The 12465-nt window shown below is 41.4% G+C and carries 11 protein-coding genes; 1 reads left to right on the top strand and 10 read right to left on the bottom strand.

Annotated features, from left to right (window positions below; translation table 11 throughout):
• From I6N95_RS24170 to I6N95_RS24150, 5 genes are all read right to left on the bottom strand, one after another.
• Entirely contained in the window at positions 1-2196 is a 2196-nt protein-coding gene (locus I6N95_RS24170) for an HD family phosphohydrolase (protein WP_209532306.1), read from the bottom strand.
• A gap of 121 nt (positions 2197-2317) precedes the next feature.
• Entirely contained in the window at positions 2318-3283 is a 966-nt protein-coding gene (locus I6N95_RS24165; protein WP_209532304.1) for a PhoH family protein, read from the bottom strand.
• 377 nt (positions 3284-3660) lie between these two features.
• Complete coding sequence (locus I6N95_RS24160; RefSeq protein WP_209532302.1) at positions 3661-4110, bottom strand: GatB/YqeY domain-containing protein; 450 nt, start codon at positions 4108-4110, stop codon at positions 3661-3663.
• Positions 4111-4135: 25 nt separating this feature from the next.
• Positions 4136-4312, bottom strand: a complete 177-nt coding sequence (gene rpsU, locus I6N95_RS24155) for a 30S ribosomal protein S21 (RefSeq protein ID WP_023605663.1) — start codon at positions 4310-4312, stop codon at positions 4136-4138.
• Positions 4313-4481: 169 nt separating this feature from the next.
• Entirely contained in the window at positions 4482-4916 is a 435-nt protein-coding gene (locus I6N95_RS24150; protein WP_209532300.1) for a Fur family transcriptional regulator, read from the bottom strand.
• Between the two features lie 71 nt (positions 4917-4987).
• Here I6N95_RS24150 and I6N95_RS24145 point away from each other — a divergent pair, with 71 nt between their 5' ends.
• Positions 4988-5815 carry a pyruvate, water dikinase regulatory protein gene (locus tag I6N95_RS24145; RefSeq protein WP_209532298.1) on the top strand — a complete coding sequence of 276 codons (828 nt, stop codon included), beginning with the start codon at positions 4988-4990 and terminating at the stop codon, positions 5813-5815.
• A 187-nt stretch (positions 5816-6002) separates the two neighbouring features.
• Here I6N95_RS24145 and thrB read toward each other — a convergent pair whose 3' ends face one another.
• The 5 genes from thrB to glnA all read right to left on the bottom strand — a co-directional run bounded on the left by thrB (position 6003) and on the right by glnA (position 12449).
• Positions 6003-6863 carry a homoserine kinase gene (thrB, locus tag I6N95_RS24140; RefSeq protein WP_209532296.1) on the bottom strand — a complete coding sequence of 287 codons (861 nt, stop codon included), beginning with the start codon at positions 6861-6863 and terminating at the stop codon, positions 6003-6005.
• 67 nt (positions 6864-6930) lie between these two features.
• Complete coding sequence (locus tag I6N95_RS24135) at positions 6931-8217, bottom strand: homoserine dehydrogenase (protein ID WP_209532295.1); 1287 nt, start codon at positions 8215-8217, stop codon at positions 6931-6933.
• 254 nt (positions 8218-8471) lie between these two features.
• Positions 8472-8783 (bottom strand): ArsR/SmtB family transcription factor, encoded by a 312-nt coding sequence (locus tag I6N95_RS24130; protein WP_209532294.1) that lies wholly within the window; start codon positions 8781-8783, stop codon positions 8472-8474.
• A gap of 429 nt (positions 8784-9212) precedes the next feature.
• Positions 9213-10937: a phospho-sugar mutase gene (locus I6N95_RS24125; protein ID WP_209532293.1), complete on the bottom strand. Its 1725-nt coding sequence runs from the start codon at positions 10935-10937 to the stop codon at positions 9213-9215.
• Between the two features lie 171 nt (positions 10938-11108).
• Positions 11109-12449, bottom strand: a complete 1341-nt coding sequence (gene glnA / locus I6N95_RS24120) for a type I glutamate--ammonia ligase (RefSeq protein WP_347340602.1) — start codon at positions 12447-12449, stop codon at positions 11109-11111.
• Positions 12450-12465: the final 16 nt, after the last annotated feature.

Raw genomic sequence — 12465 nt, 5'->3', positions numbered from 1 at the left:
TTAGGCTCTCTCTTCCTGTTCTTTCTTCATTTCTTCGGCTTCTGATTTCATCTTCGGATATTTAATTCGTGAGTGGAACATGCTACACAAGCCGTTGATCAGTGACTGCTCAACAATGCGAATTTCCTTCATTGTCAGCCCAGTCTCATCCAGTTGGCCGTCTAAAATCCGTGATTCAATTAAGTTTTTAACAAATTTCCCGATTTTCTCATTTGTCGGGTGATCCATCGCCCGAACAGCAGCTTCGCAAGTATCTGCCAAACTTACCACTCCTGCTTCTTTTGTTTGAGGGCGTGGTCCAACATAGCGGAACTGGGATTCTTGCGTTTCTGGATCCCGCTCTTTCGCCTTGGCATAGAAGAAGCCCATCAAAGTGGTCCCATGATGTTGCTGACAAATATCGATGACCAATTGAGGCATATTTTCCTTTTCAAGGATTTTAACCCCTTCAGAAACATGACTAAAAATAATTTCTTTGCTGTCTTCTGGCAATAAAAAGTTATGGGGATTTTCCGCCCCATCTGGCAAGTTTTCAACAAAGAAGTTGGCATGTTTGATCTTGCCAATGTCGTGATAGTAACACGCGACACGGGTTAAAAGAGACCGTCCGCCGATGTCGGCTACGGCATTGGCACTAAGACTGGCTACCATCATGCTGTGATGATAAGTCCCGGGTGCTTCAACCAATAATTGCTTCAATAAAGGATGATTAGGGTTGCTTAATTCGTTCAAGACCAACACACTGTCATCGTTTAACATCAACTCAATGTATGGGTGCAAGCCGACAGACATCAGGTACGTAAAGAGACTGCCAGCAAACGCACACAAGAGCGTGGCGATCGTCTTAGAGTCCTTAAAGTCCATTCCTTGATAAATCGTCACCACAAAAACAAACACCATGGGAAAAACGATTATCCAAAGTGCAGCGGCCCCTAGCTGGCGGCCGATCCGCTCGCGCTTGATCAAAGTAGCCATTAATCCGGTAAACATGTAGGTTAAGACAATTAACAACAAGGTACTCGTTCCGATTAAATCGTAATAAACAAATATTGAAAAGGCCGTTTGAAACAAAGCCCCCATAATACTGGCCCGCCGACTGATAAATAAATTGAGCACTAGCGGGGTAAAGGCTGCCGGAAAAATCAGTGGCACATAGGACAAGGCCTCATTTTGAAATAACTGCAGTCCCTTCATGACGATCAAACTGATTAAGACCATCAACACATAAAAAGTGGTGAAACGGACCTGTTTTTCCAACTCGCTGGTATGGAAGACCAAGTAGCCTAACACAGCGATTTGCAACAGAATTAAACCTATCAAAGCGACTAAAGGGAAAATCGACTGCTCGCGATTGGTTAGCCCTAATAATTCAAGCTTTTGAATCGCTCGCGAATCAATCTGGACCCCTTCTCTAACAATCACTTCCCCAGAATAAATCATCACAGGGTTAACTTTTGCCATCGCCTGTTCTTTTAATTCTTCGGTTCGCTTATCATTAGCCGCTTCATTGACGACAATCCCCTTATCAACAACGTATTTTATCAATTGTTGGAGATCACTTCCCAGATTCAAATACTGAATTTCGTCATTCACTTTTTGCCTAACAGTTGTCAGGTTACTACTGCGAATGGGCTCCGCCATCTTAGTTTCAACTAGCGAGACGCTCTGTTCCCGAACTGTTTTTAGATCGGCTTCGTTTAACTTAAAGATGCCTTCATAAAATGCATTGGGAAATCCCTGATAAAAGGCAATATCATCTTGATTAATTGATTCGAACTTCTTTTTTAAGGCAGCCACTAATTCTTCTGTTGCCGCCGGGGCCACAGTCGCTTTATCCTTGGCAGCACTGCGTTTTGCCTCATATTCTTTATCCACCTCGGTCTTAACTTCTGACACTAAGGTGAATAATTGATTGACCAATTCAACTTGTTTCGTGGCAATGTCTTTGTCATAAGTATACTCCGGATTAACCGTCTCAGCAGCTAAACGACGTTTTTCATCGGTTTCATACTTATTTTCAATGGTCTTATTGGCGCGAATCGTCTCTGAAGCCAAATTTCCTTCTTTGATAGATACGGCCTTTTGGCGCACATTATTATAGAGCAACACAAAACACAGCAGGCCAAACACAATCACTAACCCGGTCATGTACTTCTTGCCTAATTTTTTTTGTAGCGATCCAAAATCTAATTTCATGGCTAATACTCCTTACGACTCGGTAAGCAAACAAACTATGAAAGCCACAACAGCTCCTTCACTCCCTGTTTCCTTCCTTGTTTAGCCTTGCTAAGCGTTACGACAAGGCTATGATACATCCCTACTTGTTTTCTTCTTCGTAGGCATTGATAATTTCTGCAACAACTGGATGACGAACCACATCACTGGAGGTGAATGTCACAAACCCAATTTTTTTTATCGGTTTTAAAGTTTTTTCAGCATGAATTAAGCCGCTCATGACGCCTCGCGGTAAATCAATTTGGGAGACATCGCCATTGACAATCATCTTCGAATTAAACCCGAGACGTGTTAAAAACATTTTCATTTGGGCAATCGTGGTATTTTGCGCTTCATCCAAGATGACAAAAGAATCTTCCAACGTACGACCACGCATGTAGGCGAGAGGCGCTATTTCAATCACGCCACGTTCCATTAACCGATTGGTATGATCGATTCCAAAAATCGCGTATAGGGCGTCATAGACAGGGCGTAGATAAGGGTCAACCTTTTCTTTCAAGTCACCTGGTAAAAAGCCCAAATTTTCCCCAGCTTCAACCGCTGGGCGTGTTAAGACGATTTTCTGAACTTCTCCCCGTTTTAAAGCAGAAATCGCCATGACCACCGCTAGAAAGGTTTTCCCAGTACCAGCTGGCCCAATGCCGAACGTCACATCGCGCTTTTTAATCATCTCGATGTACTCTTTTTGGCCATAATTTTTCACGCGAATGGCTTTCCCATTTTTATCTTTAATAATTTCTTCTTCATAGATATCAGTAAAATATTCCAGTGTTCCTTTTTTGGCCATTTTAAGGGCCGTCACAACATCAGGAGTGCCAATGGGAATACCTCTCAAAATCAAGACTTGCAATTTTCTTAAGACATCGTAGACGGTTTGGACATTTTCTTCCAAGCCGGTAATTTGAATCATTTCACCCCGACTCAAGATTGTCACATGCTGATTTTCTTCAATTAATTTTAAATGCTTATCATGAGTTCCTAATAACTCAGTTGCTTCGGCTTGATTTTTTACGCGGATCTCTAAAGACGCTTGATTTTGTTCTAACAAAAAAAGAACAGCTCCTTCTCTCTTTTATCTCACTATACTAACTCAAATAATACCATACTTTGTCAATTGAAAAAAGATTCTTTACAACTTGTAAGGAACCTTCCACTTATTTAACGGTTTGTCAGCAGCCACTTCCAGCAAACACTCCTTGCCGCCAGTGAGCTAAAAAAACAGAAAATTCCCACTTGATTGACACTAGTGCGACTCATAAATAGGAAAAACGCTGTTGAACTTTCCCTCAAAATTCTCAAACACGAGATCAATGCATTATACCACTGTCTCCAAATTAATCCCAATCAGAAGGTCCCCTGTGACGCTACTGTAACTGCCCCTTGAACGCAAAAAAGCCAAGAAAGTTTCCCTTCTTGGCTTCTTAGTTATTTCTCTTGTAATAATTCTTTGACAATTGCATTGACCATATTTCCATCTGCTTTGCCTTTGACTTTCGGCATGACTGCCCCCATGACTTTACCAAACTCTTTTACAGAGCTCGCACCCGTGGTGTCAATCGCATCAGCAACAATTTGACGAACTTCCGTCTCATCCAATTGCTTTGGTAAATATTTTTCGACAATAACAATTCCCGCTTTTACTGTTTCAACCAAATCATCACGACCAGCATTTTCGAATTCAACAAGTGAATCACGACGCTGTTTCATTTCTCGGGCTAAGACGGCAATTTCTTCATCAGAATTTAAGTCTTCACCTTTGGCGATTTGCTCGTTTTGAACAGAAGCTTTCAACAGCCTTAGAACATCTAAAGACGCTTTGTCTTTGGCTTTCATCGCTGTTTTAATGTCCTCGTTCAATTGGGTAAGAAGCGACATTGGGATCAGCTCCAATCATTGAAAACTAGAATTTCTTACGTTTTCTCGCTGCTTCAGATTTTTTCTTACGCTTCACACTTGGTTTTTCGTAATACTCACGTTTGCGGTATTCTTGCAAAGTACCAGTTTTTGAAACGGAACGTTTGAAGCGACGAAGAGCATCATCAAGAGATTCATTTTTCTTAACAACTGTTTTTGACATATAAATTCCCTCCCCCCGTGCTTAAAAAGTAACCGTTTTTCATAGTTTGATAGTAACTATCTCATAACAAAAAACTGTCCTTATAACATTATAGCGAAAGTCACTTTTAACGTCAACTTAATTCGACAATCTTTTCGCTTTTTTATTATAAGTATTTGCATAATCCTTATTAGACCACAAGACAGTTTTCACACTTCCCGAAGATTTCAAAGCGATGGCCTTCAATTTTGCAGCCAGCCAACTGCTCTTTGAAATAATCCATGGGACACATATGAATTTCTCGGGTAGCGCCACAATTTGTACAGATAAAATGGTGATGATGCCCCATCTCATGATGATCGCAATGAAATCTAAATTTTTTCTCTCCATCCCATTCAGTCTCTTCTAAAAGATGGATATCTGAAAAATCTTTTAAATTACGATAGATCGTGTCATAACTAATACCAGAAAACTGCTGACTCATATACTCATAAACTTCTTTGGCACTGGTGTACTTATCCGCTTCTGCTAAAAAACTCAACAACATTTCCCGCCGCTTGGTGTATTTAAACCCGTGCTCCTTCATTTTTTCTAGTGCTAAATCAATTCTCTTCATCTCTGTCATTATTCAGCCCTTCTCTCTCTTTGATATATGCTATAATAATTATGAAATAAAATCAAGAAAGGGAATTACCTATGACCAAAAAAATCCCCAGTATTTACATCATTTCCGATTCAGCCGGAGAAACAGCTGCCCGTTTAGCTCAAGCCTCCGTGGCACAATATGAAGGCACTGATATTCCATTAGTTAGAAAAACCTTCGTCTGTGAAAAAGAAGATTTGATCGCCTCACTTGAAGAAGCCAAAAATAGTGATGCGATCGTCATCCACACGATGATCTCAGAAGAATTTGTCAAGTTAGCCAATGATTTTTGTGCTGAATGCGGCCTGTTCTGCATGGATTTACTTTCACCATTGGTTAATGAGATCGCCAAGCGAACCGAAATAAAACCGAACCGTGTGGCCGGTGCGGTTCACTCCTTAGATCAAAATTATTTTAGCCGAATTAACGCCATGGAATTCGCCGTCAAATACGATGATGGCAAAGATCCAAAGGGCTTTTTAGAAGCGGACATTGTCTTACTCGGTGTTTCTCGCACCTCCAAAACACCCCTTAGCCTGTTTTTAGCTAATAAAAATCTCAAAGTGGCTAATCTGCCCTTGATTCCTCAAGCCCACATCCCTAAGCAATTGTGGGAAGTCGATCCTAAAAAAATCGTCGGTTTGACTAACGATCCAAATATTCTTAATAAAATTCGGCAAGAGCGGATGAAGGCCTATGGTCTAAATCCAGAAACAGCTTATTCCAATATTGAAAAAATCAAGGAAGAGCTAAACTTCGCCAAAGATCTTTATAAAAAACTGGATTGTCTCGTCATTAATGTTGCCGACCTGTCCATTGAAGAAACTGCCTCGATCATATTAGATGGCTTACATTTACAAGAGCACAGCTACTACGGCTAAAGCTCAAAAAAAGTTGAGGGACACTCGTCCCCCAACTTTTTTACTCTCTAGGAAAGTATAAAACTCTCTCTATATCGCAGTTTGGCTCCTGCTTCACGAGGCAGCCCTAGTCTATCCTTTGATCTCAACAAATGCTAAGTGCTCAAGCAATAAGAGCAACGGCAACGCCTCGTTCAACTTTTCTTCTTTAAAAGACTTGCGTGCCTTCTTTATCAACGGCAAGAATTTCCACTTTGCCTGCCAACCCTAAAGCCTTAACACTTGCTACAAAGGTCTCGGTTAACTCATAGGGACAGAGAGTCAAAATCGTTGGCCCAGCACCACTTAAAACGGTTCCGTATACGCCGACCTGATGACCTAAATCACGAAGCGGTTTTAAATGAGGGATTAACTCCCCTCGGTATTTTTCATGCCATAAATCCTGTTCCATCATCTTACCTGCAAGAGGTAAGTTGCCGTTGAGAACAGCCCCAATCATCACATTGCTAATACCACTAGCTGTGACGGCTTCTTTATAAGGTAGTTCCTTCGGCAAAATATCCCGACTTTCACTAGTTAACAGTTCCTGATCGGGAATAAAAACCACCACATCACAATCGGGGAAATGATGTTTGACGCTGTTAACTTCCTTCTGATCGTAACACGCTACGACAAAATCACCATAGATAGCTGGCCCCACATTATCTGGATGGCCTTCCATCTCTGTTGCGATTGCCAATTTTTCTTTTCTGGTTAAACCCAATTGTCCTTCTCGATTGGCTAGTTCAATGCCTGCGACAATCGCAGTTGAACTACTACCAAGGCCCCGAGCTGGTGGAATATCGGTTTGCATGGTCATTTTTCTTGGCTTAAGATCTGGTTTAAGCGCCAAAGCCGTGGTAATAATCAAGTTACTCTCATCATGAGACACCCCTTCTAACCGATGCTCGATCTGCCACTCTTCTGCTTCAACACCTGTATCTAAATGTAAATACAAGGATAACGCAATGCCACAGGAATCAAACCCACACCCTAGATTAGCACTTGTTGCTGGTACTCTAATTTTCATAAGCTTACTCCAAACTTCTATAAATTCCCCATCTTCATGGTCAAAAATCGATAACGCTCTTTTTCTGTTAATCTGTCCACACTTGGTAAGATGCAACTAACTCAAATTCCGATACACGATTAATTTGTTTGGCTACTTCTGCCATCTGGGCCTTGGTCATCAAATGGGTAATGGCGACAATTCTCGCTTGTTTCCCATCAGACTTCTGCTGAATCAATTGATCAATACTCGCGCCAGCTTCAGTGATAATCTGAGTTAATTTCAAAAATTGCCCGACTTTATCTTCAACATTGACTGAAAAATAGTATTTTGATTCAATGTCTTCATCTTTTGTTAACACTGTCTCACTGGCATAAGAGTTAAACATATGACCACTAATCCCTAAACGAATATTTTTTGCCACTGTAATAATATCACTGACAACACTTGTGGCTGTCGGTTTAGCACCTGCCCCTGGACCGTAATACATCGATTCGCGAACGCCAGAGCTTTGGACATACACGGCATTCATTTCATTTTGAACGGAAGCTAACGGATGGTCAGCGGGTACCAAGACGGGACCAACTTCTGCCGACACACTGCCGTTTGTCTTTTTAGACGAACCTAATAATTTCACGATATAGCCAAGTTGTTGGGCCATTTGAATGTCATCAGATGACATGCCACGAATCCCCTTTTTATCAATATCCGCTAAATCTATGCTCATCCCAAAAGCAAATTGGGTTAAAATAGCTACTTTATAAGCGGCATCGATTCCATCAACGTCATTGGTTGGATCTGATTCAGCAAAACCTAACGCCTGAGCTTCATCTAAGGCTTGTTCATAGGACCAACCTTCGTTGGCCATCTTCGTTAACATGTAGTTAGTGGTACCATTTAAAATGCCTCTGACACAGGTAATGTTATCTGCCGCTAAACTATTAGCAATCGTCCGCAAAATGGGGATCCCACCGGCAACCGCTGCTTCATAATACAAATCGCGTTGATGTTTATTGGCTGTTTCAACTAGCTCCTTACCGTGGAGGGCCAGTAGGTCTTTATTCGCCGTCACCACGTGCTTGCCGCTTTCCAAAGCCTGAATAATATAAGTTTTAGCCGGCTCAATCTGACCGATCAATTCCACTACAACTTGAATTTCTGGGTTGCTTAAAATCTCTTGATAATCTGTCGTTAATTGAATATCATAATGTTTGGCTAAATCAACTTTCTCCGCTTCATCTCTCACCAAGGCTTGCTCGACAACAATTTCTACCCCAGTAACTAAAGATATTTTTTCTTGATGTTCCTTCAAAATGAGAGGAACCCCTGACCCGACTGTTCCTAACCCTAAAACTGCTACTTTTAATTTTTCCATAGACAAACTCCTTACTTAAGCTTTGATTAAAAAAATTTCATCGTTTTTTAATCAAGATAATATCTCTCAGTATACCGAAATTTAGTCGTTTTTGCTAGTCCCAATTACGAATTCACTTAACCATCCCTATCCTTGAAACCTTGTCGCCTGTTCCACCCAGACTCTCGCTAAGTCTGATAGCCCCAAAATCAGCCGCCACCGCTGGAGATAAAAAGAGGAGCGGACAGTCGTTTTGACTGTTCGCTCCTCTTCGCTTAATCACGCCGCTGAGAATGAGTAATGTGTTTAAAACTCTGACCTAAAATATCTACCACATGTTGGTCATCTAATGAATAATAAACAGATTTCCCCTCTTTCCGAGATTTAACCAAATGATTCAAGCGTAAAAGCTTTAATTGATGAGATACTGCTGACTGTTCTAATCCAATACTTTCGACAATAGCACTCACATTTTTCTCCGAATGACTTAATAATGTTAAAATTTTTATCCGCGTTGGATCACTTAAAGCTTTATACAATTGACTCACTTTTTCAATTATCTCTGGTGTCGCCGTCAGTTCAGCCATGTTGTCACTCCTTTTTCTTTTGAAACGTTAGTGTCAAGCCCTAAACACTTTCCTTTGCTTTGATCTCATCAATCTCTAGGCATTATTCTTACCAAGTCATCGGCAGAGAAATAAAGCCACCCTAGCGTTTTAAGGCATTCTTTTTAGTCACTTTTTAACTGCCTGTAAGAGGCCTCTCGTCAAACAATCTAAATACATAGTTCCACTGGATTAACCAGATAATCGCGAGCAACCCCGGTGTTTCTAGCCTTCTTTTCAGCTGAAGGTTAACCCTTGATCGTGATTCAAAGGAGCTATCTAGTCTATTAGTACTACTTCACTATGCTAATATGTTTTCCAAAAAAAGTCTAGCCTTTTTGCTTACAAAACGAAATTATTCTTATTTACAAAAAAGAAGGCAGCAATCGTACTGACCTTCTTTTTCATCGATTATTGAATTAACAACTCAATCGCTTTTGTTATCTCGACTACTTTTTGCGAAACTGTTGCTTGCGTCTCGGCCTTAGCCGCAATATAAAATTTGATTTTGGGCTCAGTTCCTGAAGGACGAATGGCTACCCAACTACCATCTTCTAGAAGATATTTCAAGACGTTCGCTTTTGGTAAGTCAATCGACTCCTTGCTACCATCCCCAAAGATCCTCTCTTGCGCCGCAAAATCCTCAGTTGCAACGACGGCTATTCCACCAAAATCAGTGGCTCGCTCTGTCCGTGCTCTCGCCATTAAGGCGTTAATTTTAGCTGCGCCTTCAATCCCCGCCATCGTCACTGAAATGGTTTTCTCTTCAAAGTAGCCATATTCAGCAAAAATTGCCTGCAAGCCATCATACAGTGTCTGGCCTTTTTTCTTATAAAAAGCCGCGACTTCTGCTAACAACAGAAGCGTTTGGATCGCATCTTTATCGCGAACAAAGGATTTGACCAAGTAGCCGTAACTTTCTTCGAACCCAAAGATGAAAGTATGAGACCCTGTTTGCTCAAATTCTTCAATTTTTTCAGCAATAAATTTAAAGCCTGTTAACACATTTATCATCTCAACATCAAATTTTTGACAGATTGCTGTCGCCATTTCACTTGAGACAATTGATTTTAAAACTGCCCCATTTGCTGGTAAAACTCCAGCATCTTGTTTGGCCGTTAAAATATACTGAATCAATAATGCCCCGATTTGATTGCCCGTCAACACTTGATACGTACCATCCGGCAAACGAACCGCGGCTCCTAAGCGGTCAGCATCAGGATCAGTTGCAACTAACAAATCTGCCCCTTCCGCTTGCCCTAGACGAATGGCATATTCAAAAGCCGAGAGTTCTTCTGGGTTTGGTGATTTAACGGTTGTAAAGTCAGGATCAGCGATAGATTGAGCTGGTTCTAAAATAAATTGCTCAAACCCAGCTTGCTTTAACGCACGCTCACCTAACATCTTACCAGTTCCATGAAGAGGGGTAAAAACTAATTTTAACTCTTTACCGTATTCTTTAATCAACTCAAGATCAATTGACACTGATTTAATATTTTCCAAGTAAGTTGTATCTATTTTGTCGCCAACTATTTCGATATACTCAGAAGGTGATTGGTCACTGTGAGCAGCGATTTTTATCGCTAATGGGTTGTCGATTTGACGCACAAATGTCGTCAAAGCATCGGCATCTTGTGGAGGCATCTGGCCACCGTCAGCGCCGTAGACTTTATAACCATTATAGGCAGCTGGATTGTGACTCGCTGTAATCATAATCCCCGCAACGCAGTTTAACTCGCGAACGGCAAAAGACAGTTCTGGTGTCGGTCTTAAACTTTCAAAGACATACGCTTTGATCTGATGATTTGCTAGTACTCTAGCTGCTTCCAGACCAAATTCTGGTGATTGATGGCGAGAATCGTAGGCGATGACAACCCCTCTGCTTTTAGCAGGTTCATCTAAGGTTTCGATGAAACGCGCCAAACCTTCTGTCGCTTGTCTCACGGTGTAAACATTCATACGGTTGATTCCCGCTCCTAAAATACCTCGCATTCCCGCTGTACCAAATTCTAAAGGTGCGTAAAACGCATCTTCTAATTGCTCAGGATTCGTTGCTAGTTCAGCTAAATTTGCTTTTAAAGCCCCTGGTAAATCTGGCTGTTCTTGCCATTTTTTATATACTTGTTGCCAAGTCATCCAAGCCACCTCTTTCAATAAATTATACAAGTCATAGTATACCATTAATCAGTTTAGTCTGCTGATAATTTTTTCTTAAACAATTAGACTCTCTGGAAGCAACTCTGCCGGACATGTGCACAAAAAAACAGGACGGAGCCCCCCGCTCCATACCTGTTCATTCGTCATCTTTTAGTATAATTCTAAATATTGTTCTCTTTCCCACTCAGATACTTGCTGACGGAAAGCACTCCATTCAAGGCGTTTAGCTTCAACAAAGTTGGCGTAAATATGCTCCCCTAGAGCCTCTTTAATAACTTCGTCTTTGCGCAACGCTTTGATCGCATTATGTAAGGTTGAAGGCAAATCAGTGATTTGCGCCGCTTCCCGTTCCTCTTCATTCATCACATAAATATTACGGTTAACTTCTGCTGGTGGCACAATCTTATTGCGAATGCCATCAAGTCCCGCTTCAAGCAAGACTGCCATTGCTAAGTACGGATTGGCCGATGGGTCAACTGAACGCAATTCCAAACGAGTGGACAACCCACGAGATTCTGGGACGCGAACGAGTGGTGAACGATTGCGCCCACTCCAAGCCACGTATACCGGTGCTTCAAAACCTGGCACTAAACGCTTATAGGAGTTGACAGTCGGATTACAAACCGCTGTATACGCACGAGCATGCTCCAACAAACCGCCTAAGAAATGATAAGCCGTTTGACTTAATTGACGCTCGCCATTTTCATCAAAAAAGGCGTTGCCTTCTTCTGTGAAAAGAGACATATTACAGTGCATCCCTGAACCAGCAATCCCATGAAGTGGTTTAGGCATAAAGGTCGCATGTAACCCGTGACGGCGAGCAATGGTTTTCACCACTAACTTAAATGTTTGAATATTGTCGCAGGCCTCCAATACATCGGCATACTTAAAGTCAATCTCATGTTGACCAGGACCACATTCGTGATGGGACGCTTCAACTTCAAAGCCCAAGTTTTCAAGCTCCAGCACAATATCACGACGACAATCTTCTCCTAAGTCTTGTGGAGAAAAATCAAAGTAACCACCGCTATCGTTAAGTTCGGTTGTCGGTTTACCATTTTCATCTAACTTAAACAAGAAAAATTCTGGTTCTGGACCTAAGTTAAAGGACTTAAATCCCAGTTTTCCCATTTCTTTTATGACGCGCTTTAAGTTACCTCGTGGATCTCCTAAGAATGGCGTTCCTTCTGGCATGTAAATGTCACAAATTAAACGAGCCACTTTGCCATCACCATTTTCCCATGGGAATATCAGCCACGTATTTAAATCTGGAAATAAATACATGTCGCTTTCTTCAATTCTGACAAAGCCTTCAATCGAAGAACCATCAAACATCATTTTGTTGTCCAACACTTTGTCCAACTGGCTGATCGGCACTTCCACATTTTTGATGGTTCCCATTACATCGGTAAACATCAAACGTAAAAAGCGGACGTTTTCCTCCTTGGCAATCTTTTTAATCTCGGCAATTCGCTTGGTATTTTTTTCCACAGTTGTCGTCCCCATT

Origin of the sequence: Vagococcus allomyrinae (assembly GCF_017829975.1) — a bacterium.
GTDB classification, from domain to species: domain Bacteria; phylum Bacillota; class Bacilli; order Lactobacillales; family Vagococcaceae; genus Vagococcus_D; species Vagococcus_D allomyrinae.
Note: the sequence above shows the minus strand (reverse complement) of the source record. Positions and strands in the feature narration are given on the sequence as shown.

What these genes read in the sequence shown, in the direction of transcription:
- I6N95_RS24125 (WP_209532293.1), bottom strand. Translation starts at nt 10,937, where the DNA reads ATGACTTGGCAACAAGTATATAAAAAATGGCAAGAACAGCCAGATTTA.
- I6N95_RS24130 (WP_209532294.1), bottom strand. Translation starts at nt 8,783, where the DNA reads ATGGCTGAACTGACGGCGACACCAGAGATAATTGAAAAAGTGAGTCAA.
- thrB (WP_209532296.1), bottom strand. Translation starts at nt 6,863, where the DNA reads ATGAAAATTAGAGTACCAGCAACAAGTGCTAATCTAGGGTGTGGGTTT.
- I6N95_RS24160 (WP_209532302.1), bottom strand. Translation starts at nt 4,110, where the DNA reads ATGTCGCTTCTTACCCAATTGAACGAGGACATTAAAACAGCGATGAAA.
- I6N95_RS24135 (WP_209532295.1), bottom strand. Translation starts at nt 8,217, where the DNA reads ATGGAAAAATTAAAAGTAGCAGTTTTAGGGTTAGGAACAGTCGGGTCA.
- rpsU (WP_023605663.1), bottom strand. Translation starts at nt 4,312, where the DNA reads ATGTCAAAAACAGTTGTTAAGAAAAATGAATCTCTTGATGATGCTCTT.
- I6N95_RS24145 (WP_209532298.1), top strand. Translation starts at nt 4,988, where the DNA reads ATGACCAAAAAAATCCCCAGTATTTACATCATTTCCGATTCAGCCGGA.
- I6N95_RS24150 (WP_209532300.1), bottom strand. Translation starts at nt 4,916, where the DNA reads ATGACAGAGATGAAGAGAATTGATTTAGCACTAGAAAAAATGAAGGAG.
- I6N95_RS24170 (WP_209532306.1), bottom strand. Translation starts at nt 2,196, where the DNA reads ATGAAATTAGATTTTGGATCGCTACAAAAAAAATTAGGCAAGAAGTAC.